This window comes from Pseudomonas sp. FP2309 (assembly GCF_030687575.1).
In the GTDB taxonomy this organism is placed as follows: Bacteria; Pseudomonadota; Gammaproteobacteria; order Pseudomonadales; family Pseudomonadaceae; genus Aquipseudomonas.
In genome coordinates, this window is the sequence record NZ_CP117439.1 from 5,427,153 (window position 1) to 5,447,737 (window position 20,585).

At 60.8% G+C, this 20,585-nt stretch carries 22 protein-coding genes; 8 read left to right on the top strand and 14 right to left on the bottom strand.

Annotation, left to right across the window (positions count from 1 at the left end; translation table 11 throughout):
- Nucleotides 1-41: 41 nt before the first annotated feature.
- Nucleotides 42-614 (bottom strand): mechanosensitive ion channel family protein, encoded by a 573-nt coding sequence (locus tag PSH59_RS25115; RefSeq protein ID WP_248081748.1) that lies wholly within the window; start codon nt 612-614, stop codon nt 42-44.
- The gene (locus PSH59_RS25120; protein ID WP_248081750.1) at nt 614-2,524 is read right to left on the bottom strand and encodes an ATP-binding cassette domain-containing protein; all 1,911 of its coding nucleotides are present in this window, start codon (nt 2,522-2,524) and stop codon (nt 614-616) included. Before PSH59_RS25120 ends, PSH59_RS25115 begins: the two co-directional genes overlap by 1 nt.
- Nucleotides 2,525-2,574: 50 nt before the next feature.
- On the opposite strand from PSH59_RS25120, the gene PSH59_RS25125 reads away from it, so the two are divergent.
- On the top strand, nt 2,575-3,042 hold the full coding sequence (locus PSH59_RS25125; RefSeq protein WP_305393916.1) for a TIGR02444 family protein: 468 nt from the start codon (nt 2,575-2,577) through the stop codon (nt 3,040-3,042).
- Here the strand turns inward: PSH59_RS25125 and PSH59_RS25130 are convergent.
- A complete protein-coding gene (locus PSH59_RS25130) occupies nt 3,039-4,127 on the bottom strand; it encodes an AlgP family protein (protein ID WP_305393917.1) in 1,089 nt (362 codons plus the stop codon). The genes PSH59_RS25125 and PSH59_RS25130 overlap by 4 nt on opposite strands.
- Nucleotides 4,128-4,319: 192 nt before the next feature.
- Between PSH59_RS25130 and PSH59_RS25135 the strand changes: the two genes are divergently transcribed.
- Complete coding sequence (locus tag PSH59_RS25135) at nt 4,320-4,997, top strand: FKBP-type peptidyl-prolyl cis-trans isomerase (protein WP_305393918.1); 678 nt, start codon at nt 4,320-4,322, stop codon at nt 4,995-4,997.
- A 53-nt stretch (nt 4,998-5,050) separates the two neighbouring features.
- Here the strand turns inward: PSH59_RS25135 and rsd are convergent, their stop codons facing one another.
- The 7 genes from rsd to PSH59_RS25170 all read right to left on the bottom strand — a co-directional run bounded on the left by rsd (nt 5,051) and on the right by PSH59_RS25170 (nt 11,463).
- A complete protein-coding gene (gene rsd / locus PSH59_RS25140; protein ID WP_248081755.1) occupies nt 5,051-5,509 on the bottom strand; it encodes a sigma D regulator in 459 nt (152 codons plus the stop codon).
- A gap of 210 nt (nt 5,510-5,719) precedes the next feature.
- Nucleotides 5,720-6,241 carry a disulfide bond formation protein B gene (locus PSH59_RS25145; protein ID WP_248081756.1) on the bottom strand — a complete coding sequence of 174 codons (522 nt, stop codon included), beginning with the start codon at nt 6,239-6,241 and terminating at the stop codon, nt 5,720-5,722.
- 236 nt (nt 6,242-6,477) lie between these two features.
- On the bottom strand, nt 6,478-7,719 hold the full coding sequence (locus PSH59_RS25150; RefSeq protein ID WP_248081757.1) for a heme biosynthesis protein HemY: 1,242 nt from the start codon (nt 7,717-7,719) through the stop codon (nt 6,478-6,480).
- 5 nt (nt 7,720-7,724) lie between these two features.
- Complete coding sequence (locus tag PSH59_RS25155; protein ID WP_305393919.1) at nt 7,725-8,849, bottom strand: uroporphyrinogen-III C-methyltransferase; 1,125 nt, start codon at nt 8,847-8,849, stop codon at nt 7,725-7,727.
- Between the two features lie 41 nt (nt 8,850-8,890).
- Nucleotides 8,891-9,640, bottom strand: coding sequence for a uroporphyrinogen-III synthase (locus PSH59_RS25160; RefSeq protein ID WP_248081759.1), 750 nt, complete (start codon nt 9,638-9,640; stop codon nt 8,891-8,893).
- Nucleotides 9,637-10,578 (bottom strand): hydroxymethylbilane synthase, encoded by a 942-nt coding sequence (gene hemC, locus PSH59_RS25165; protein ID WP_248081761.1) that lies wholly within the window; start codon nt 10,576-10,578, stop codon nt 9,637-9,639. Before hemC ends, PSH59_RS25160 begins: the two co-directional genes overlap by 4 nt.
- A 138-nt stretch (nt 10,579-10,716) precedes the next feature.
- A complete protein-coding gene (locus PSH59_RS25170) occupies nt 10,717-11,463 on the bottom strand; it encodes a LytTR family DNA-binding domain-containing protein (RefSeq protein WP_305393920.1) in 747 nt (248 codons plus the stop codon).
- A gap of 504 nt (nt 11,464-11,967) precedes the next feature.
- On the opposite strand from PSH59_RS25170, the gene argH reads away from it, so the two are divergent.
- On the top strand, nt 11,968-13,362 hold the full coding sequence (gene argH, locus PSH59_RS25175; RefSeq protein WP_248081765.1) for an argininosuccinate lyase: 1,395 nt from the start codon (nt 11,968-11,970) through the stop codon (nt 13,360-13,362).
- 36 nt (nt 13,363-13,398) lie between these two features.
- Here argH and PSH59_RS25180 read toward each other — a convergent pair whose 3' ends face one another.
- Nucleotides 13,399-14,058: a glutathione S-transferase family protein gene (locus PSH59_RS25180; protein WP_248081767.1), complete on the bottom strand. Its 660-nt coding sequence runs from the start codon at nt 14,056-14,058 to the stop codon at nt 13,399-13,401.
- Nucleotides 14,059-14,183: 125 nt separating this feature from the next.
- On the opposite strand from PSH59_RS25180, the gene PSH59_RS25185 reads away from it, so the two are divergent.
- From PSH59_RS25185 to PSH59_RS25195, 3 genes are all read left to right on the top strand, one after another.
- A complete protein-coding gene (locus tag PSH59_RS25185; protein WP_305393921.1) occupies nt 14,184-14,468 on the top strand; it encodes a hypothetical protein in 285 nt (94 codons plus the stop codon).
- A gap of 95 nt (nt 14,469-14,563) precedes the next feature.
- Nucleotides 14,564-14,818, top strand: coding sequence for a TIGR02647 family protein (locus PSH59_RS25190; protein WP_003195403.1), 255 nt, complete (start codon nt 14,564-14,566; stop codon nt 14,816-14,818).
- 168 nt (nt 14,819-14,986) lie between these two features.
- Nucleotides 14,987-17,827: a class I adenylate cyclase gene (locus PSH59_RS25195; RefSeq protein WP_305393922.1), complete on the top strand. Its 2,841-nt coding sequence runs from the start codon at nt 14,987-14,989 to the stop codon at nt 17,825-17,827.
- Here PSH59_RS25195 and rnk read toward each other — a convergent pair.
- The 3 genes from rnk to cyaY form a co-directional block, all read right to left on the bottom strand.
- Entirely contained in the window at nt 17,824-18,237 is a 414-nt protein-coding gene (gene rnk, locus PSH59_RS25200; RefSeq protein WP_159937784.1) for a nucleoside diphosphate kinase regulator, read from the bottom strand. The genes PSH59_RS25195 and rnk overlap by 4 nt on opposite strands.
- 131 nt (nt 18,238-18,368) lie before the next feature.
- Nucleotides 18,369-18,587: a DUF1289 domain-containing protein gene (locus tag PSH59_RS25205; RefSeq protein ID WP_305393923.1), complete on the bottom strand. Its 219-nt coding sequence runs from the start codon at nt 18,585-18,587 to the stop codon at nt 18,369-18,371.
- A gap of 2 nt (nt 18,588-18,589) precedes the next feature.
- The gene (cyaY, locus tag PSH59_RS25210; protein ID WP_248081775.1) at nt 18,590-18,922 is read right to left on the bottom strand and encodes an iron donor protein CyaY; all 333 of its coding nucleotides are present in this window, start codon (nt 18,920-18,922) and stop codon (nt 18,590-18,592) included.
- A 238-nt stretch (nt 18,923-19,160) separates the two neighbouring features.
- On the opposite strand from cyaY, the gene PSH59_RS25215 reads away from it, so the two are divergent.
- Nucleotides 19,161-19,328: a lipoprotein gene (locus tag PSH59_RS25215; RefSeq protein WP_017845169.1), complete on the top strand. Its 168-nt coding sequence runs from the start codon at nt 19,161-19,163 to the stop codon at nt 19,326-19,328.
- Nucleotides 19,329-19,337: 9 nt separating this feature from the next.
- Complete coding sequence (lysA, locus tag PSH59_RS25220) at nt 19,338-20,585, top strand: diaminopimelate decarboxylase (protein WP_305393924.1); 1,248 nt, start codon at nt 19,338-19,340, stop codon at nt 20,583-20,585.

The following is a 20,585-nucleotide window of genomic DNA, read 5'->3' on the forward strand; positions in this document are numbered from 1 at the left end:
CCGACCGAGGGCTGGCTATAGTTTTTTACAAGATGTGAATACTAGCGATCACCCGGAAACACATGGGTGCCGGGCCAACGCCGTACCGAGCGCTGGAAGAACAGGCTGTTGGGCACCTGTACGATGGCGCTGTCGGTGCCCGCCTCTTCCACTTCGATCAGTGTGGTGTAAAGCAGGTTGATCGCCACGACCCGGCCTTTTACGCCGGGCTTGTCGACGGTGTCCACCAGCTCGACGATATCGCCCAGGCGAAACGGCCCGACGGTGAAGATTAAAATCGCGCAGAGCAGGTTGGATAACACCGACCACATGGCAAAGAACGCCACGGCCGCTACCGCGACAAACCCCGACAGCGCCGTCCACAGCACCGTCGCGGACACACCCAGGCGGCCCAGCACAAAAATCAGCGCACTGCCCATGATCAGCCAGCGCAGACCGCCACGCAGTGGCATCAATAACTGCGGCGGGAACGGATAGCGTTCACCCAGGCGAGTCAGGCCCTTGGCGACGAAGCGCTGGGCGAGGTAACCGGCCAGCAGGATCAGCAGGATTTGCACACCGATCCAAACAGGTTCGATCCATTGCGCCGGTAGCGGCAGCTGCAACGCTTCCATCAGGACAGCGCCTCCAGCTCCGCTTGCAAGGTTTCGAGCACCTCGAGGGCTTCCATCCAGGTTTCCTCCAATTGTCCTTCGCGCACCTTGAGCTTGGCCTGTTCGGCCAACAGGTCACGCAACTCGTCCTTGCGCGCGGCCTCGTAGACGGCGCTGTCGCCCAGGCTGGCTTCGATCTTGGCCAGGCGCTCGTGCACCTTGCCCAACTCGGCTTCCAGTTTGTCGGCTTCACGCTTGTGCGGCGCCAATTGCTGACGCAACGCGGCGGCGGCCTGACGCTGAGCCTTCTTGTCGGTCTTGTCCGGGTTGACCGGGGTGTTACTGGCCGGCGCGTTGCGCAGACGGTAATCCGTCAGCCAGCGCGCGTAGTCGTCCAGGTCGCCATCGAACTCTTCGACTTTGCCATCGGCCACCAGCAGGAAGTTATCGGTGGTGCTCTTGAGCAAGTGGCGATCGTGAGACACCACCAATACTGCACCGCTGAACTCCTGCAGAGCCATGGTCAGCGCCAGGCGCATTTCCAGGTCCAGGTGGTTGGTCGGTTCGTCGAGCAGCAGCAGGTTCGGCCGGTCCCAGGCAATGAGTGCCAGAGCCAGACGGGCTTTTTCGCCACCGGAGAAGTTCAGCACCGGCTCATCAATGCGCGCGCCGCGGAAGTCGAAGCCGCCAAGGAAGTCGCGCAGGGTTTGTTCGCGTTCGGTCGGCGCCAGGCGCTGCAGGTGCAGCAACGGGCTGGCCTTGGCGTCCAGGGAGTCCAACTGATGTTGAGCGAAGTAGCCCACCACGGTGTTCTCGCCACGGGTCAAACGGCCGGCCAGCGGTTCGAGCTCGCCCGACAGGTTTTTGATCAGCGTGGATTTACCCGCGCCGTTCGGCCCCAGCAGGCCGATACGCGCGCCCGGCGTGAGCTGCAGCTTGACCTTCTCCAGGATAGTCTTGTCGCCGTAACCCAGGCGAGCATCGGACAGGTCCAGCAAGGGGCTGGAGATCTTCACCGACTCGCGGAACACAAAGTCGAATGGCGAATCGACGTGGGCCGCCGACAGCTCTTCCATGCGCTCCAATGCCTTGATCCGGCTCTGGGCCTGACGGGCCTTGGTGGCCTGGGCCTTGAACCGGGCGATGTAGCTTTCCATATGCGCACGCTGCGCCTGTTGCTTCTCGAAGGCCTGTTGCTGCTGGGCCAGACGCTCTGCACGTGCGCGTTCGAACGCGGTGTAGCCGCCACGGTAAAGGGTGATTTTCTTCTGTTCGACGTGGGCGATGTTATCGACCACGGCGTCGAGGAAATCCCGGTCGTGGGAAATCAGCAACAAGGTGCCCTGGTAGCTCTTGAGGAAATCTTCCAGCCAAAGGATCGCATCGAGGTCCAGGTGGTTGGTCGGTTCGTCCAGCAGCAACAGGTCCGAGGGGCACATCAGTGCCTGGGCCAGGTTCAGGCGCATGCGCCAGCCGCCGGAGAAGTCAGCGACCGGGCGATCCATCTGCTCATTGGTAAAACCAAGGCCGGCCAGCATCTTGCGGGCGCGGGCGTCGGCGGTATAACCGTCGGCGCTGTCCAGCTCTGAGTGCAGGCGGGCCTGGGCGGCGCCGTCCTGGGCTTTCTCGGCCTCGGCCAGGTCATGTTGCACCTGACGCAGGCGCAAGTCGCCATCGAGCACGTAGTCGATCGCGATGCGGTCCAGGGTGTCGATCTCCTGGCGCATGTGGGCGATGCGCCAGTCGGCCGGCAGCAGGCAGTCCCCGGAATCCGGGGTCAGCTCACCCAGCAACAGGGCAAACAACGTGGATTTGCCGGCGCCGTTGGCACCGATCAGGCCGGCTTTGTGACCGGCGTGCAGGGTCAGCTCGGCGTCTTCAAGAAGACGTTGCGGGCCACGCTGTAATGTTAGGCTTTGAAGTCGGATCATAATGGCGGCGGAGTCTACCAGCTTCGTTGGCCGCTGGCTTGGGTGTGAATATGTGCGCTGACCTGTGGAGCTTTGCCATCTCGACTTACGCCCGCCCGGGCGTCGAAACCGCTTGCCTGCGCTTGCAGGAACAAGGCGCGGATGTGTGCCTGCTGCTGTGCGGGGCCTGGCTTGACCAGCGAGGGGTGGCGCTGACAGCCGAACGCATGCAGGCGCTCAAACAGATCGCCAGGCCTTGGCAGGCGCAGGTCATCGAGCCATTGCGGCAGGTGCGTGTGCAATGGCAAGTCATCGCGCAACAGGATGAGCCGTTAGCGGCGCTACGTGAAAGGATCAAAGCTCTGGAGCTGGATGCGGAACGACAATTGCTGATGCGCCTTGAGGCGCTGGCAAAGGCTTGGCCATCGAGCGAGGGCGCCGCTCAACAGGGGTGGTTGGAAGGACTGGCGACTGAGGATGCCGCCAACCTTGACCGCGACGCGCTGCAGCAGCTGCGCGTCGTGGTCACCAGCACTTAGGAAGCGCTGGTTGGGGTGGTGCTTGGCGCGACCGGTGCAGGCGTGCTGCTGGCCGATGCAGTTGGAGCGGTGGCCGCAGGGGTAGCCGGAGTCGCTGGTTTGGCTGGCGCTGGTTTTGCAGCAGCGGGTTTGGCTGCTGGCTTGGCAGCTGGTTTCGCAGCAGCGGGTTTGGCTGCTGGCTTGGCGGCTGGTTTCGCAGCAGCGGGTTTGGCTGCTGGCTTGGCGGCTGGTTTCGCAGCAGCCGTTTTAGCAACTGGCTTGACGGCTGGTTTCGCAGCAGCCGTTTTAGCGGCTGGTTTGGCAGCCGGTTTCGCAGCAGCAGTTTTAGCAACTGGCTTGGCAGCGGGTTTCGCGGCAGCCGTTTTAGCAGCTGGCTTGGCGGCTGGTTTCGCGGCAGCGGTTTTAGCCGCTGGCTTGGCGGCTGGTTTCGCAGCAGCGGGTTTGGCTGCTGGCTTGGCGGCTGGTTTCGCGGCAGCGGTTTTAGCCGCTGGCTTGGCGGCTGGTTTCGCAGCAGCCGTTTTAGCAACTGGCTTGGCGGCTGGTTTCGCGGCAGCGATTTTAGTCGCTGGCTTGGCGGCTGGTTTCACGGCAGCCGTTTTAGCACGTGGCTTGCCGGCTGGTTTCGCAACGGCAGCTTTGGTAGCCGGCTTTTTCGCAGCGCTCGCCGCGGCAGCTTTTGCAGGTGCACGCGCACCCAGCACCTTGGCTACAGCTTCTTTCACACGACCAACGCCCTGCGCCAGTTTCAGGCTTTCCTGGGCATCTTTTTTGAGTTGGGAAATGTAGTTGCGTGTTTCAGCCTGGCGATCCTTGAGAGCGTCCAGCAACTCTTCAAGTTCTTTGACGGCGTCTTTGGCTTTGGCTTGCGCCTTGGCCTTGCCGGCGGTGGCGGCGTCTTGCAATTTGGTGCGGGATTTGTGCAGCTTTTCTTGCGCTTTACCGCGCTGTTTTTCAAGTTTGGCGAGCAGTTTTTCTGCGTCGGCCAAGGCTTGGGAACAAGCGCTTTCCAGGTGTTCGAGCAGGCTGCCCGAGAGTTGTTGGAGTAAGTGCAACGGGGTATTAACAGGCTTCTGTTTGGCCGACATGGTTTACCTCCTGGCTGACGTGGGTGCGGCTCATACTAGCCCTCTGCTCTTACCGCCGCTAGGGCATGTTGACAGTATCGTTTGGCTTGCGTTGCAGCGTACGAGCATTCTTATTCAGATAACCAAAATGCGCGGCACTTTTTACCCATTCACACTGGCATAATCCGTCGCACTTTCGGCGGGAGAATACCCATGTCGCGTTACCTTTTACTTGTGCTCGGCTTGGCGATCTCCGTTGCCAATGCGAGCGAACAATCGCCTGCGAAGACGACCGAACAGGACCAGCACGACCTCGCGTACAGCCTCGGCGCAAGCCTCGGTGAACGTCTGCGTGAGGAAGTCCCTGACCTGCAGATCCAGGCATTGATCGAAGGCCTCAAGCAAGCCTATCAAGGTAAACCGCTGGCGTTGGATAACGCACGCATCAAGCAGATTCTTGCCCAGCACGAAGCGCAAAATGAAGCCGACGCGCAGGCGCCTCAGAGCGAAAGAGCACTGGCGACCGAACAGCAATTTTTGACCCAGGAAAAGTCGGCGAAGGGCGTACGCGAATTGGCGGATGGCATCTTGCTCACCGAGCTTGCGCCAGGTAGTGGCGATAAGCCGGGGCCGAATGATCAGGTTCAAGTGAAGTACGTAGGTCGCCTGCCTGATGGCACGGTGTTCGACCAGAGCACACAGCCCCAATGGTTTCGCCTGGACAGTGTCATCAGCGGTTGGAGCAGCGCGCTGCAGCAAATGCCGGTGGGTGCGAAATGGCGCCTGGTGATTCCGTCGGCACAGGCTTATGGTGCCGACGGTGCCGGCGAGCTGATTGCGCCTTATACGCCTTTGGTATTCGAGATCGAATTGCTCGGTACTCGTCATTGACCCAATAAAAAACGGTGCCTTGTGCGCACCGTTTTTGAGTTCATCGCCAAGGTTCAAGCCTGAGTGGCAGGCTCTTCCTTGTGGGCGTTATGCAGGACTTCGATCAGGCAGTCTTCCAGCTCGAAACGCTCATGAAGCAGACCACCTAGCTCCTTGAATTTCTCAGCAACACACTTACCTTGATCACACAGGTCGTTGAAGGCCAGCAGCTTCTCAGTGATGACATCAATGCGCGCGTAAATCGTATCGGCCAGGTCCAGACCACGCTGATCGTCGAAAGCTTCTGCCTCTTTCGTCAACTGCTCGTACACACCGAAATGCCCGGCTGACACGTAGTCCACCAAAACACCACAGAAATCCTGCAGCGGTTCGCGATTCTCGGCCAATGCTTCGGGCTTTGCGCCGAGAGCATCAAAAGCCCGAACCAGTTCATGACGTGCCTTCAACCAGCTATCGATCAGCTTGTGCACCCCACCCCAGCGTTCCTGAGCATTCTGACAACTTTCCAGCATGATGATCTCTCTTCCCTAATAGGGGCGCTGCCGCCTGATGCCCGCACAACACTTCAAAGATGAAACAACTGCGGGACGAGGCCGACTCTGACAAACGGTTTCGATAACACGTGCGGGCCAGATTATGCCCGCATGACTATGGCTTCAAGGTACGCAGGAGAGAAAGTTCATACAAGTGTTTAATCCCATCCTACGAACTACGAACTCGATTCAATGCCGGGCCGGGCTTAAGCGCCGACTGGAAAACAACCGTGAAAACTGCATGACACCCAGGATCAGCATGCCGATAAAGAACAGCAGGCTCCACTCCGGCAGGCTCAGGTCAAACAGTGTCCAGCTGATTTCCACACAGTCCACCGTGCCCTTGACCGTCAGTTGCAACGCCTGCCAGAGAGATAAATTTTCGAGCATGTGGCTCAGGCTGGGCCAGCAGTCCGCAGCCTGCTCCGGTGCGGCATTTTGCAGCAGCACTTGGCGCACCGCGGTAATGGCGCCCAGTAACGCGCACGCCATGCTCGCCAGGCCATACAGGTAGATGGCAAAGCGTTTAGGGTTGTGAAGGGCAGCGACCAGATTGATCAGCGTGAATGCGGCGAGGAACGCCCGCTGCATTTGACAAAGGAAACACGGGCGTAACGACGCACCGAACTCAAGGTAAAAGGACGCGCCCAACGTCAGCGCACCCGCCATGAATGCAAGGAAAAACAAGGAGCGTGAAGGGGCCAAAGACATGCTTTATCCGCACCGCAGGAGATGGGTCGTTACGGTAGAGGAAACGCCTGACCCGTTTCAATACGTGATGGAGCAGGCAATTCCGTGAAAGCGTAGGGAAATCCCGCCACTAGATAGAAGATTCCTGGAAACAGAGCGTAGGAATTTGCCGCGACATGCCTCAAACGCCCTATCCACGGTGCATTCGAGGGCCGGCTCTCAGATGAATCTGAGCCAACCCTCGACCCTTTCCTACATCAAACGCGGGCAGGAACTGGCAGCGGAGATGCCAGCAAGCGGTTATCCAATAGCCCCAGGCCTTCCTGGAACAACTGATTGCTGCGCTCGGTATCACCCAACTGCGCAAGCAACCGCGCCAGCTCGGCACAGGCCTCTGGATTGCGCTGAACCTGAAGGCTGCTTTCCAAATAGTCCCGCGCTTTACCCCACAGGCTGTTTTGCAGACACAAACGGCCCAACGTCAGTAACAGACTGGCATCGCCGGGATGGTCCTTGAGCCAACCTTCGGCAAATTTCAACTGCCGCGCCGGATCACCGCCACGCAAGAGACCGTAAAGCCGGATCAGATGACTGTCATAACCGCGCTTGAGCGCGCCGCGCAGCACCTCCTCCGCCTTCGCATCGGCACACAGTTGGCGCAGCTGCTCGGCATAGGCCAGGACTAACTGCGGCTCCTGGCGCTGAGCGGATGTGAGTTGCTGCCAGGCGCGCTCCAGGGACTGCAAACCGGCTTCTCCCTGCTCTTCGCGCTGAGCCGCCAACGTCAGGTTTTCACCCCAGGCGCGCCGCTCAAGCTCCGCCAGTTCGCCGGCAGGCAGCACTTTATCTTTGCGCAACTCGGGCAGCAGGCGGATCACCGCAGACCAATCGCCCCGCTGCTGATGCAGGCGTTGCAACTGACGCAATAGTTGGGCGTTATGGGGATGACGCTCGTGCATTGCCTGCAGGGTGGTCAGCGCGCCGTCCGTGTCGCCACGGTCCAGTTGCAGCTGCGCATGGCTCAAAGCGACCGCCAGTTCGGCCTGGGGCTGACGCTCCAGGGCACGCTCCAGCAAACCGTCCGACTCTTCATAGCGCCCCTGCTCATTTGCCGCCCGGGCCGCGCCGAGGTAATACAGCAAGGGTTGGCGCTCAGCCTCTGCGGCGCGGTGCAGGTGACGTTCGGCACTGGCCCAGCGACCTTCGGCCAGGTCCATCTGGCCCTGTTCGATGGCGATCTGCACGCGGCGGCTGCGGTTGCGCCGCGACCACGGATTGATCACGCCACCGGACGTAGTGACCAGGCTTAGCAATACACGAATCAGGTAGATCGCCAGGCCGATGGCACACACCGCCACCAAGGTCGCCCACAGGCTCGATTCGTAATGCAGTACGTGAGGATAGGTAATCAGCACGTAGCCGGTGTGTTTCGAAATGCCGACTGCCAGCGCCAGGGCGATTGCAATGGTCAGGACCAGGATCACGTAGAAACGCTTCATCGGCTCTACTCCTGCTTCGCCGACGTAGCGGCAGGCTTGGCCGCCGCCTTGGCTTCGTCGGCAGACAAATGGCGACGTTCAAGATAGGCCTGCACCGCCGCCAGGCTCGCGGCCAAGTCCGGCGTGACGACCGAGACAGCCTTGGGCTCAAGTTCGGCGACGCGCGCCAGCATCGCCTTGCTCTGTGGGTTGTCCTGGTTGAAGTTGTCCTGCAACACGCTGCGCGCCTCGCCCAGGGAGCGGCTGTACACCGCCGACTCACCATTGAGCGCCGCCCATTGCGCCTGCTCCAGGGCCAGGCTCAGGGCCAGGCGCACCTGGTTCAAACCTTGGCCTGCCAGCAATGGGCGGATATTGTCATCCGGGTTGAAGTCGATGCGAAAGTAACGCGAAATCTGTTGCCACCACTGGCTCCAGCGATTGTCCGTGTCGGCACTCGAGAGCTCCTGAGAGGCAGGTTCAGTCATCTGATATTCAGGGGCAATGGCCGCCAACTGCACCACTTGGTCACGCAGGGCCGCCAATTGCAGATACAGCCCGGTGCGGTCCGGCTGCTCGGTGCTGCGCAGCGCGGCCAGGCTCTTGGCCAATTGCTCACGGGCAGCATAGGAGCCTGGGTCGCTCTGCTCGCGCAGAATCTCATCGGCGCCCTGGACCAACGCCTGGGCGCTGTTGATATCTTGCAAGGCGGACAAGCGCAAGCTCGCCAGACGGATAAGGTGCTCGGCCTCGGCCAGACGCCAATCCTGCCGACTGGCACCCAGCACGGTTTCCAAACGTTGGCTCAAGCGCTGCTGATCGCCCTGCAATTGGGCCACCAGGCGACGGCGTTCTTCCAGCTCGTCCGCAGCCGGCAACTGGGCCAGGCGCGCGGCCAGCTGCTGCTGACTTTGCTTGAGGGACTGGGCTTGATCGTCCAGCGTCTGCACCTGTCCCAGCTGTTGCTGGCTGCTGGCCTGCAAGGCGCGGACCTGCCAGACCCCCCAACCGCCGACGGCAACGCCGGCAGCACCTAGTAACAGGGCGACAATTGCGAGGCCGTTGCCACGGCGCGGCGCGGGGACCGTTGACTCAACCGGCGCATCAAGTGCGGGTTGGGCTTCATCTTTAGGCAAGGCTGTTTCGCTCACGTATCCGTCCTTTGCGTATCAGAGAGTGGGGGCAGCCCGCCTCAGAGGGCAGTACCACGCAACGCCACTAACAAAGCCGCGGCGCTCGCACCGCGACAATCCACCACTTTTTCTGCGCCGGCCGCCCGCGCCATTTCGGCAACTCGCGGGCTGGGCACGAACAACGGCAGCTGTGCCACCCTCGGCCAATCAGTGCCTGCCAGGGTTTGCAGGTGCAAAAAACCCTGCCCACTGCTGACCACCAACCCGTTCAAGCGTTCCAACTGGATGCGCTGCACCAATACACCAGCGTCGTAGGTCGGGAGGAACCGGCGATACAACTCCAAGTAGTCGACACTAGCACCTCTCTCGCGCAAACGCTCCGCCAGCAGCTCGCGTCCACCCTCGCCCCGCAGGATCAGCACATGGGCGTCGGGGCATGCGATAGCCTCGCGCAACGCAGGCAGTTCAAGCAAGGCCTCGCTGTCGTCTCCGGTTTGCGGGTAATGAACGTGGATTGCGTGATCGGTCAGCACTTGAGCGGTTGCGGCGCCCACGCTGAACCACGGCAACGTTGGCCACCGCTGGGTCAACTGTTTCAGGGCCAGGCGCGCGGCCGGCTTGCTGACCACGATGACCGCGCAGTAGCGGCCAAGGTCTTGGAAGACCGCCTGCTGCTCAGGGGTGACGGGTAGAGGTTCGATATCCAGCAAGGGCAAGCTGCTGCTGAAGATTCCGGCATCGGACAGCGACGCCGCCAGGGCCATCGACTCCTCGGCAGGCCGCGTCAGCAGCACTCGCCAGTCGGTCATTGCGGGCCGGCCTCGCCGTAGACTTTTTGCAGAATCGCCCCAGCGCCCTTATCCAGCAGCGCTTCTGCCACCTGGACCCCCAGCGCTGCGGCATCCCGCTGCGGGCCACGCGCGTGGGCAGTCAGCAGAGTGCCGCCATCGGGGTCACCCACCAGGCCACGAAGCCATAGGTTTTCACCTTCGAGCACGGCATAGCACGCGATAGGCACTTGGCAGCCACCATTGAGGTGTTTGTTCAGGGCGCGCTCGGCGGTGACGCGCACTTCGGTGTCGTGGTGATCAAGCGGCTTGAGCAATGCATGGATTTCGCTGTCGGCGGTACGGCATTCGATCCCCACGGCGCCCTGCCCACCTGCGGGCAAACTGTCTTCAACGCTGATGGCGGAGGTGATGCGGTCTTCGAAGCCCAGGCGGATCAAACCGGCTGCCGCGAGGATGATCGCGTCGTACTCACCTGCATCGAGCTTGGCCAGCCGCGTGTTGACGTTGCCGCGCAGAAAGCGGATCTGCAGGTCCGGACGGCGGGTCAGCAATTGGGCTTGGCGACGCAGGCTGGAGGTGCCGACGATGCTGCCCAGCGGCAGTTCATCCAGGGATTTGTAAGTATTGGAGACAAAAGCATCACGCGGATCTTCACGCTCGCAGATGCAAAACAGGCCCAGGCCTTCGGGGAAGTCCATCGGCACGTCTTTCATGGAATGCACGGCGATGTCGGCTTCGTTTTCCAGCAGTGCGGTTTCCAGTTCCTTGACGAACAGGCCCTTGCCACCGATCTTCGAGAGCGGCGAGTCGAGCAGCTTGTCGCCGCGACTGACCATGGGCACCAGGGACACCTTGAGGCCAGGATGGGCCTGCTCCAAGCGTGCTTTGACGTATTCGGCCTGCCATAAGGCCAGCGCACTTTTACGGGTGGCGATGCGAATTTCGCGAGAGGACATGGATCAATCCGTACTGAATAGATACGGGAGATAATAACAGCTCAGGCAAATACGCCTTGATTTGAATCAGCAAGTGCGGGGCCTCCCTGGCCGCGACGCACCGAGATAGGGAATGCAGGCATTGCCACAGCCCTGAAGCTAAAGCTGCTGCATCATTTTGCGGACGCCGGCGACGTGCCGCCGGCTGACAATCAAGGCGTCGCCATTGAGCCCCTTGAGAAACAGCTGAAAGTGTCCAAGGGGCGTGCGCTGCAGGCGCTCGATACGCTCGCGGGCCACCAACGCGTTGCGGTGGATACGCACGAAGCGGTCGCCGAATTCATCCTCAAGCGCCTTGAGCGGCTCATCGAGCAACACTTCGCCAGCTTCATGTCGCAGGGTCACGTACTTGTGATCGGCAATGAAGTACACCACCTGATCCAGAGGGATCAACTCTATGCCTTTGCGCGTGCGGGCACTGATATGGCTGCGCGGCCCGTGACCGCTTTGGGCGGCAGGCTGGGTCAAGGCGGCGAGCTGGGCGCGATTGGGGCGCTCGGCTTTTTTCAAGGCTTTGAGCAAGGCTTCGGCGGTCACGGGCTTGGCCACAAAACTGACGCCACTGGCGTCCAGCGTCTGTTCGGCAAACTCTTCTTGAGCGGCGCACAGCACCACCGCAGGTGGCGATTCGCGCTCACTCAGGCGGGCGGCAACTTGCAGACCATCGAGGCCCGGCATGCGGATATCGAGCAACACCACATCCGGCTTGAGACTGTCGATCAACGTCAACGCCTCCTCACCCGTGGTGGCGCTCGGTTCAAGGACTGTATAACCCTCGAGTTCGCTGACCAAACGGCTCAGTCGCTCGCGGGCTTGGGGTTCGTCATCAACGATCAGGACATTCATATTGCGCTGGATTCCTGCGTGAGTCTCGCACAAGGATAGCGTAGACAGGTGCGGTGACTTGCGTCACAGCGATCCACGCTAAGACTAGCGCGAGCGGCAAAAAGTGCCCTGACAGCGGCACCCAAATTTACCCGGACCTGTTCAATAGCGCCCAAGACCTGCTGCCGTCGGGCATCGTCATAGGGTTTGCTGATACACAATCCGAATACCCCCCTTTTAAATGGATAGTCAGGTTCTGACCGCAGGACCCGACTTTGGTGCATTCACACACTATCAGTCCAACTGTAGACGCTCACTGCGACGATATTGCTCAATCGTCAAATATCGTTTCAATAAGAACCTCGCTCCAGTCTCGTCCCGGACGCGATCAACGGCAAGGCACTTAGCCATCCTTTGCACAAATAAAAATGCCGCCCACCCGCAACACCGCCTCTGCGGGCAACCCTGTTATTATCGCGGGCAGACTTCCATGCCTCTTTTATTAAGCAGACCACGAGCGAATCCATGAGCACCGACAAGACCAACCAGTCCTGGGGCGGCCGCTTCAGTGAACCCGTCGACGCCTTCGTCGCCCGCTTCACCGCCTCCGTCACCTTCGACCAGCGCCTGTATCGCCACGACATCATGGGCTCGATCGCCCACGCGAAGATGCTGGCCAAGGTCGGCGTGCTGACCGACGCCGAGCGCGACAGCATCATCGACGGCCTGACCACCATCCGTGGTGAGATCGAAGCCGGTACGTTCGACTGGCGCGTCGACCTGGAAGACGTGCACATGAATATCGAGGCTCGCCTCACCGACCGTATCGGTGTGACCGGCAAAAAACTGCACACCGGTCGTAGCCGTAACGACCAGGTGGCTACCGATATCCGCCTGTGGCTGCGGGATGAAATCGACCTGATCCTCGCCGAAATCACCCGGTTGCAAAAAGGCCTGTTGGAGCAGGCAGAGCGCGAGTCGGACACCATCATGCCCGGCTTCACGCACCTGCAGACCGCGCAGCCGGTCACCTTCGGCCATCATTTGTTGGCCTGGTTCGAAATGCTCAGCCGCGACTACGAGCGCCTGGTCGATTGCCGCAAGCGCGCCAACCGCATGCCGTTGGGCAGCGCTGCGCTGGCCGGCACCACCTACCCGATCGACCGTGAGTACACCGCTCAACTGCTGGGCTTCGACGCTGTGGGCGGCAACTCCCTGGATGGCGTGTCGGACCGTGACTTCGCCATCGAATTCTGCGCCGCCGCCAGCATTGCGATGATGCACTTGTCGCGCTTCTCCGAAGAGCTGGTGCTGTGGACCAGCGCGCAATTCCAATTCATCGACCTGCCGGACCGCTTCTGCACCGGCAGCTCAATCATGCCGCAAAAGAAAAACCCCGACGTGCCGGAACTGGTACGCGGCAAGAGCGGCCGTGTATTCGGCGCGCTGATGGGCCTGCTGACCCTGATGAAAGGCCAGCCGCTGGCCTACAACAAGGACAACCAGGAAGACAAGGAGCCGCTGTTCGACGCCGCCGACACGCTGCGCGACTCGCTGCGCGCCTTTGCCGACATGATCCCGGCGATCAAGCCCAAGCACGCCATCATGCGCGAAGCGGCGCTGCGCGGTTTCTCCACGGCGACCGACCTGGCGGACTACCTGGTACGCCGTGGCCTGCCATTCCGTGACTGCCACGAAATCGTCGGCCATGCCGTGAAATACGGCGTGGACACCGGCAAGGACCTGGCGGAAATGAGCCTGGAAGAGCTGCGCCAGTTCAGCGACCAGATCGAGCAGGACGTGTTCGCCGTGCTGACCCTGGAAGGCTCGGTAAACGCCCGTAACCACATGGGCGGCACTGCGCCGGCGCAGGTGAAGGCAGCCGTAGTGCGCGGCCAGGCCTTGCTCGCCAGCCGCTGAAAAATGTGGGAGGGGCAACGCCCCTCCCACACTTGATCACTTTTTGGCAGCCACCATTGCCATGAACCCAGGCATCGCCGCCTGCCTGTCCGCCTCCACCTTGCGCGCGTTAGGCATGTCATTCAGACGCCCCAACAGCGCCTTCGCCTCCGGCAATTCAGCCAACAAGTCCAACCCGAACAGCTTCTCGCCTACGCCACAGGCCAGGTTCAAGCTGTACATGAAATACAGATCCGCAAGGGTAAAGCTTTCTCCCGCCACAAACGGCGCGAACTTGCCATGCCGACCTAGCGCACCGATCCCCAGCAACAACTCTGTCTTGGATTTTTCCTTGATCGCCTCCGGCACCGGCATGCCAAAAAATGCCTCGCCGAAACACGCCCGCGCAGGCAACTCGATGTACAGCTCGATTTCCCTGCACAAGGCCAGCACCTGAGCTCGCTGGAACGGCTCGGCCGGAAGCAGAGCAGGCCCTTCCTGGGTCTGTTCGATGTACTCGAGGATCACGCTGGTTTCGTTGATAAAGCCCTGTTTCACGCCCAGCGCCGGCACTTTGCCACGAGGGCTTATTGCCAAGGCTTCTGGCGTTTGCGCGGCATAAAACGGCACCTCTTCGAACGACAGCCCTTTCTCCAGCAGCGCCAGTTTCACCATGTTGTAGTAATTGCTGACCGAAAATCCGTAAAGCTTGAGCATCGCAAAGCCTCCAGGCCGTGTGCGGGGTTGGCTGCAAGCTTTATAGATCCTCAAGCCTCGCCTGACCAGCAGCATCACCCGCCTGAATGGGGTTAAACTGGCGCACTTTCCTTGAGGAGCCTGCCATGAGCGAGCCGACCGATATCGATAACGACGAAGAAGAATTCACCGAAAACACACTGATCGAAGCAATAGAAAACCAGATCGAAAGCGACAACCCACCCGCTGCCAAAGCCACCTTCAACAAATTGACGTTGGTGGGTTACGAGCGCGAAGAGATATTGAATCTGATGGCACACGTGCTGGCGTTCGAGATCGATGCAATGCTGGACGAAGACCGCGCCTTCAATACCCAATGGTATGAAACGGCGCTCCGGGCACTGCCTGAGCTACCGCCTGAAAAGGAATAATCCCCGCATGCAGCAACACGCTGGACAGTTCGGCAAAGTGCGTTCACCTTATGGCCTGCTAGCCTCTAATAAATTTTAGAAAGTCTGGAGTCCTTATGTCGTATACCCCTGAGTTGGTTGCCGAACTGGAAATCCTTGTACTCTTCCCCTTGGACAGCACCAAGGAAGGTCTGAAAGTCCACCAGACCGCCGCGCCCACCGCCATTGCCGCCGCCAAACGCCTTCACGCCAAAGGGTTGATCGACCAGCCGGACGGCGGTTACCTCACAAGCCTCGGCCGCGACGCTGCTGAGCAGGCCCAAACCCTGCTGACCATTCTGACCACCGCCAGCACCAAAGAAGCCGCCTGATACCGGATACCGCCCATGGAGTCCGCCCACTGCGGATTCCGAGGGCGTTGCCGTGCACAGCACGAAATTCTGACGTCAAAAACCATTTCCCTCTAAACCTCCTACGCTACTGACTGTAAACTCCTACATGGCCGCCCACGTCGGGCCCTGCGAGCCACCGAGTTCGACATGACCCGCACCCATGAAATCCGCCCCGACCTGGACGAAGGCATCGACCGCAAGGTGCTCGCCCAATTGCGCGCGCGGTTCATGGCCCTCAATGAAGGCCGCATGGCCCGTGCCATCGAAGGCCTGACGCCGCGCCAGCAAAGCGTGCTGACCCTGCTGCCGCTGTTTTTCCACGTCAACCACCCGCTGTTGCCAGGCTATGTGTCCGGCAGCACGCCGGCCGGGCTGTCAAACTTCGAGCCCGACGCCCAAGCCCTCACCGAAGCCCAGCGCCTGACTCGCTCGTTCTCTTACAAACCGCGACCAGTCAATCAGCCCAAACCGATCCATGGCCTGTTCTTGATGGGCAGCCTCGGCACCCTGGCCCAGGCTGACCAAAGCGACATGGACGTGTGGGTGTGCCACGCGCCCGAGCTGGGTGAGGGCGAACAGGCCGAATTGCGCAAAAAATGCCAGTTGCTGGAAGCTTGGGCCCTGAGCATGGGTGCCGAGGCGCACTTCTTCCTGATCGAGCCGACACGCTTTGTGCTGGGCGAACGCGATACCCAACTGAGCTCCGACGACTGCGGTACCACCCAGCATTACCTGCTGCTGGATGAGTTTTACCGCACGGCCATCTGGCTGGCGGGTCGCACGCCGATCTGGTGGCTGGTGCCGGTGTATGAAGAAACCCGTTACGCCGAATTTACCCACACATTGATCTCCAAGCGCTTTATCCGCGCCGATGAAACCCTCGACCTCGGCCACCTGGCACGTATCCCCCCAGGGGAGTTCATTGGCGCCGGGCTGTGGCAACTGTTCAAGGGCATCGAATCGCCCTACAAGTCAGTGCTCAAACTGCTGCTCACCGAGGTCTACGCCAGCGAACACCCGAACGTGCAGTGCCTGAGCCTGCGCTTCAAGCAGGCGGTGTTCGCCAACCAGATGGACTTGGATGAGCTGGACCCGTACATCGTGGTGTACCGCCGTATCGAGGAATACCTTAACGCCCGCAACGAGCCGGAACGCCTGGAGTTGGTGCGGCGCGCGCTCTACCTGAAGGTCAATCGAAAGCTCACCGCGGGCCAGCGCACGGCCAGCTGGCAGCGCCTGTTACTGGAGCGACTTGCCCACGAATGGGGCTGGGACCAGCGCCAACTGGCGTTGCTGGACAGCCGCAGCCAATGGAAAGTACGCCAGGTGGCCGCCGAGCGCCGGGCGCTGGTGAACGAATTGAATTACAGCTATCGGTTCCTGACCCAGTTCGCCCGTACCGAACAGACCGTCAGCCTGATCAACAAACGCGACCTCAATGTGCTGGGCCGACGCCTGTATGCGGCGTTTGAACGCAAGGCCGGCAAGGTCGAGTTCATCAACCCCGGCATCGCCCCGGACCTGGCCGAAGACACCCTGACCCTGGTGCAATCGCCCAACCGCAAAGAACCCGGCCAGTATCACTGGGGCCTGTACAACGGTAACCTCACTGCCCTGGAATGGGAGCACTTCGCGCCGATCAAGCGCAGCCGCGACCTGCTGGAAATGCTCACTTGGTGCCATCGCAACGGCGTGATCGACAGCAGCACGCGTTTGGCGCTGCACCCCGGCACCAGTGACATGACCGAATTCGAGCTGTTCAACCTGCTGGGTAGCCTGCAACAAACCATTGCGTTGCCCCTGACCACCGTCGATGAGGTCAGCCTCCTGCGCTCGGCCGTGCCTGAAGAGGTGCTGCTGCTGATCAACGTCGGCGTCGATCCGCTCAAGCATCACCGTGACCTCAACATCCTGATGACCACCGAGCGCACTGACTCCCTGAGTTATGCAGGCGTGCGCGATAACCTGGTGCTCACGCTGGACCAGGTCACGCTCAACAGCTGGAACGAAGTAATGGTGAGCCGTTACGACGGCCCGCACGCGTTGCTCGATTGCCTGCGCGACTACCTCAACCAACTGCCGCCAACGCACCTGCCGCGCCTGCGGGTGCGCTGCTTCTGCCACAACCGTGCGCAGTTCATTGCCCAGCGTGTGGAAGATATTTTCGATACCGCACAGAACCTGCTGCTGGGCCAGTCCAACCACCGTTATTTGCTGCAGGTGCAACAGCACTATCACGTAATGGAGTTAACGCCGCGCCAGGCGACCCATGTGTCACTGCCGACCCAGGACGCCTTGATCGCCTACCTCAGCGAAGAGCTGGCCAGCTACAGCCCGCTGCACCTGGACGCCATGGCCCTGGAGGACCATGACCTGGCACTGCTGCTGCCCATGGGCAAGGCCGATTGCGTGCAGGTGTTCTACCGCGTCCATGAGGATTTTGCGCAGTTGTATGTGCTGGATGAGTTCAACGCGCTCTGGCAGCAGCGCTTGCCGTTTCATGACGAGCAAAGCCTGTTGGCGCCGCTGCAGCGCTTCCTTCAGTCGATCATCTACCGTCGGGAAGCGCTGTCGACACTGGACCCCCAACAGCCGACAAGCGCGGTGCAGACCCTGTTTTACCAACTGTTGCCGTCCGGCAACAATCGCGCGCGCATCATCGAGCCTCGGCCGGCGCCACAAAACCCGGCGAACAAACCCTTCTACGACGTGCAGGCAATTATCGGCAAAGCAGCACCGGGCCAGGTGGGCATTACCCTGTACTGCAATCAGCGGGAGTATTGCGAACTGGAGTTTGGCGACCAGCTGTTTGCGGTGGTCGCCCAGGAGATCATCGGGCAGCGCCGGGAAACCGAGCGCTACCGCTGCTACATCACTGATTTGGACCTGTCGGGCCTGCTGGGAGACGTGCAAAGTCCGAGCAACCTGTACCTGCGCTACAAAGCCGAGTTGGAGCTGTCACTCAATGAGGCGTTGAATCAGGTTTAAAGCGGGAAAGCGCCGCCATCTTTGGGTTGGCCTTCAACACTGAGCAATTCAAGCTTGAGGGTCTTGCCGCCCGGTGCCGGCCAGTCGATGTGCTGACCCACTTGCAGGCCAAGCAACGCACTGCCCACGGGCGCCATGATTGAGATCTTGCCTTCGTCGGCATTCGCATGCTTCGGGTAGACCAGGGTCAGGTGATAGTCCTTGCCGCTGCCTTGTTCACGGCAATGCACGCTGGAGTTCATGGTCACGACACCCGCAGGCACTTCATCGTGGCCAACCACGTCTTCGGCGCGGTCGAGTTCGGCTTGCAACGCTTCGACGCCGGGAAACTCGTCGCCCAGGCGGTCGATCAATTGCTCCAGACGCTGCACGTCAAGGCGGGTGAGGATGATGGACGGTGCGGTGGTCATGATTCAGGCAGACTCCTTTTTTCTGCACAAAAAAGCAAAACCCCGCCAGGAAAAGGCGGGGTTCTCACAGGCCTCGATGAGTTGAGGCGTAACCGGACACTACCACAGCGTCGCAAATAAACAAGCCAGCCTCAGGCGTGGGCCTTGCGTTGCTCGGCTTGCGCGCAGATCACGCGGCGGCGGGCATCGTCGGCGGAGCGCCATTCACGGATGTCTTCGACATGCCGGAAGCAGCCGAGGCAGACTTTTTGCTCGTCCAGGCGACACAAACTGATACAAGGTGACGGCACCGCCGGGCTGACATTGCTAAATAGCGGCTTGGGTGGGCGTACGGATGCAGGCTCGCTCACAATCAGATCTCGTCGAAGTCCAGCTCGGCGCCGGTATATTCCTGGACCAGGCGCGCAAGCATCTCGCCCAACAGCTCTTCGCTCTTGTCGCACTGCCATTTGCCGCTTTCTTCGTCGTAGTCGAAGTGAACGCCACCAGAGCGCGCCGCCAACCACAGCTGACGTAGCGGTTCCTGACGACTGAAGATCAGTTGCGGACCACTCTCGAACTTGACGGTCAGCACACCGGCCGAGTTTTCCAGGTCCACGTCCAGGCCGCTGTCGTCGAAAATATCTTCCAGCTTCTCCTGGGTGGCATCCACCAAGTCGTGAAAACGGGCTTCGGTCAAACTCATTGTGGCAACCTCAAAAGTGTCTGGTTTTGCTCAAGCGCCGCACCATACGGGCGAGCTTCGCCGATTGCAAAGGATACCGATTCCATCGCGATTGGCGGTATGAAATATCCCCCGCCAGCGTAGTCTGCTTCCCGCCTATCTCGGCAAACCCCCGCCGGACGGGTATTTCAGCGCATAGGCAAGCTGGCGGGTGGTCGGTATACTCGGGCGCAATTAATGCATATTCAAGGATTTCGCCATGAAGCGCCTGATCTCTTCCCTTGCTGCGCTCGTCGCGGTCGCTTGCCTCGTTAGTGCCTGTGGTCAAAAAGGTCCGCTGTACCTGCCCGATGACAGCAAAGACCCGAATGAACAGGCGCAGTCGTCGCAAAAACCGGCAAAAGCGCATAAGCACGACACCTACTAAGGGAACCTCATGGACGCTTTTAACTACCGGGACGGCGAGCTGTTCGCGGAAGGCGTGGCGCTGTCCGCGATTGCCCAGCGCTTTGGCACCCCGACCTATGTGTATTCCCGCGCGCACATCGAAGCGCAATACCGCTCGTTCACCGAGGCGCTGAACGGCGTACCGCACCTGGTGTGCTACGCGGTCAAGGCCAACTCCAACCTCGGCGTACTCAATGTCCTGGCGCGTCTGGGCGCCGGTTTCGACATCGTGTCCCGTGGCGAGCTGGAACGCGTATTGGCCGCCGGCGGCCAGGCCGACAAAATCGTATTCTCCGGCGTCGGCAAGACCCGCGAAGACATGCGCCGCGCTCTGGAAGTCGGTGTGCATTGCTTCAACATCGAGTCCACCGACGAGCTGGAGCGCCTGCAAGTCGTGGCCGCCGAGATGGGCGTTCGCGCGCCGATCTCCCTGCGCGTCAACCCGGATGTCGATGCTGGTACTCACCCCTACATCTCCACCGGTCTCAAAGAGAACAAGTTCGGCATCGCCATTGCCGACGCCGAGGACGTGTACATCCGCGCCGCCCAACTGCCGAACCTGGAAGTGCTGGGTGTCGACTGCCATATCGGCTCGCAACTGACCAGCCTGCCACCTTTCCTCGATGCCCTCGACCGCCTGTTGGCGCTGGTCGATCGCCTCGGCGAATGCGGGATCTACCTGCACCACATCGACCTCGGTGGTGGCGTGGGCGTGCGTTATCGCGATGAAGAGCCGCCGCTGATTGCCGACTACATCGCCGCCGTGCGCGAGCGCCTCGAAGGCCGCGACCTGACGCTGATGTTCGAGCCCGGCCGCTATATCGTCGCCAACGCCGGTGTACTGCTGACTCAGGTCGAGTACCTCAAGCACACCGAACACAAGGATTTCGCCATCGTCGACGCGGCGATGAACGACCTGATCCGTCCGGCGCTGTACCAGGCCTGGATGAACGTCACGGCGGTGACGCCTCGCGCCAGCGTCGCCCGCGCCTACGACATCGTCGGCCCGATCTGTGAAACCGGCGACTTCCTGGCCAAGGATCGTCAACTGGCCCTGGAAGAGGGCGATCTGCTGGCCGTGCATTCGGCCGGTGCCTACGGGTTTGTCATGAGTTCCAACTACAACACCCGCGGGCGTACCGCCGAGGTGCTGGTGGACGGTGATCAAGCGTTTGAAGTGCGTCGCCGCGAGACGGTAGCCGAGTTGTATGCTGGCGAAAGCCTGCTGCCGGAGTAA

Excerpts from the sequence above, each read along its gene's own strand:
- rnk (WP_159937784.1), bottom strand. The coding sequence starts at position 18,237 with ATGACCACCGCACCGTCCATCATCCTCACCCGCCTTGACGTGCAGCGT.
- PSH59_RS25180 (WP_248081767.1), bottom strand. The coding sequence starts at position 14,058 with ATGCTCAAGCTTTACGGATTTTCGGTCAGCAATTACTACAACATGGTG.
- PSH59_RS25115 (WP_248081748.1), bottom strand. The coding sequence starts at position 614 with ATGGAAGCGTTGCAGCTGCCGCTACCGGCGCAATGGATCGAACCTGTT.
- rsd (WP_248081755.1), bottom strand. The coding sequence starts at position 5,509 with ATGCTGGAAAGTTGTCAGAATGCTCAGGAACGCTGGGGTGGGGTGCAC.
- PSH59_RS25195 (WP_305393922.1), top strand. The coding sequence starts at position 14,987 with ATGACCCGCACCCATGAAATCCGCCCCGACCTGGACGAAGGCATCGAC.
- PSH59_RS25150 (WP_248081757.1), bottom strand. The coding sequence starts at position 7,719 with ATGAAGCGTTTCTACGTGATCCTGGTCCTGACCATTGCAATCGCCCTG.
- PSH59_RS25170 (WP_305393920.1), bottom strand. The coding sequence starts at position 11,463 with ATGAATGTCCTGATCGTTGATGACGAACCCCAAGCCCGCGAGCGACTG.
- PSH59_RS25135 (WP_305393918.1), top strand. The coding sequence starts at position 4,320 with ATGTCGCGTTACCTTTTACTTGTGCTCGGCTTGGCGATCTCCGTTGCC.
- PSH59_RS25160 (WP_248081759.1), bottom strand. The coding sequence starts at position 9,640 with ATGACCGACTGGCGAGTGCTGCTGACGCGGCCTGCCGAGGAGTCGATG.
- PSH59_RS25130 (WP_305393917.1), bottom strand. The coding sequence starts at position 4,127 with ATGTCGGCCAAACAGAAGCCTGTTAATACCCCGTTGCACTTACTCCAA.
- PSH59_RS25125 (WP_305393916.1), top strand. The coding sequence starts at position 2,575 with ATGTGCGCTGACCTGTGGAGCTTTGCCATCTCGACTTACGCCCGCCCG.
- hemC (WP_248081761.1), bottom strand. The coding sequence starts at position 10,578 with ATGTCCTCTCGCGAAATTCGCATCGCCACCCGTAAAAGTGCGCTGGCC.
- PSH59_RS25215 (WP_017845169.1), top strand. The coding sequence starts at position 19,161 with ATGAAGCGCCTGATCTCTTCCCTTGCTGCGCTCGTCGCGGTCGCTTGC.
- cyaY (WP_248081775.1), bottom strand. The coding sequence starts at position 18,922 with ATGAGTTTGACCGAAGCCCGTTTTCACGACTTGGTGGATGCCACCCAG.
- PSH59_RS25120 (WP_248081750.1), bottom strand. The coding sequence starts at position 2,524 with ATGATCCGACTTCAAAGCCTAACATTACAGCGTGGCCCGCAACGTCTT.
- argH (WP_248081765.1), top strand. The coding sequence starts at position 11,968 with ATGAGCACCGACAAGACCAACCAGTCCTGGGGCGGCCGCTTCAGTGAA.
- lysA (WP_305393924.1), top strand. The coding sequence starts at position 19,338 with ATGGACGCTTTTAACTACCGGGACGGCGAGCTGTTCGCGGAAGGCGTG.
- PSH59_RS25190 (WP_003195403.1), top strand. The coding sequence starts at position 14,564 with ATGTCGTATACCCCTGAGTTGGTTGCCGAACTGGAAATCCTTGTACTC.
- PSH59_RS25145 (WP_248081756.1), bottom strand. The coding sequence starts at position 6,241 with ATGTCTTTGGCCCCTTCACGCTCCTTGTTTTTCCTTGCATTCATGGCG.
- PSH59_RS25185 (WP_305393921.1), top strand. The coding sequence starts at position 14,184 with ATGAGCGAGCCGACCGATATCGATAACGACGAAGAAGAATTCACCGAA.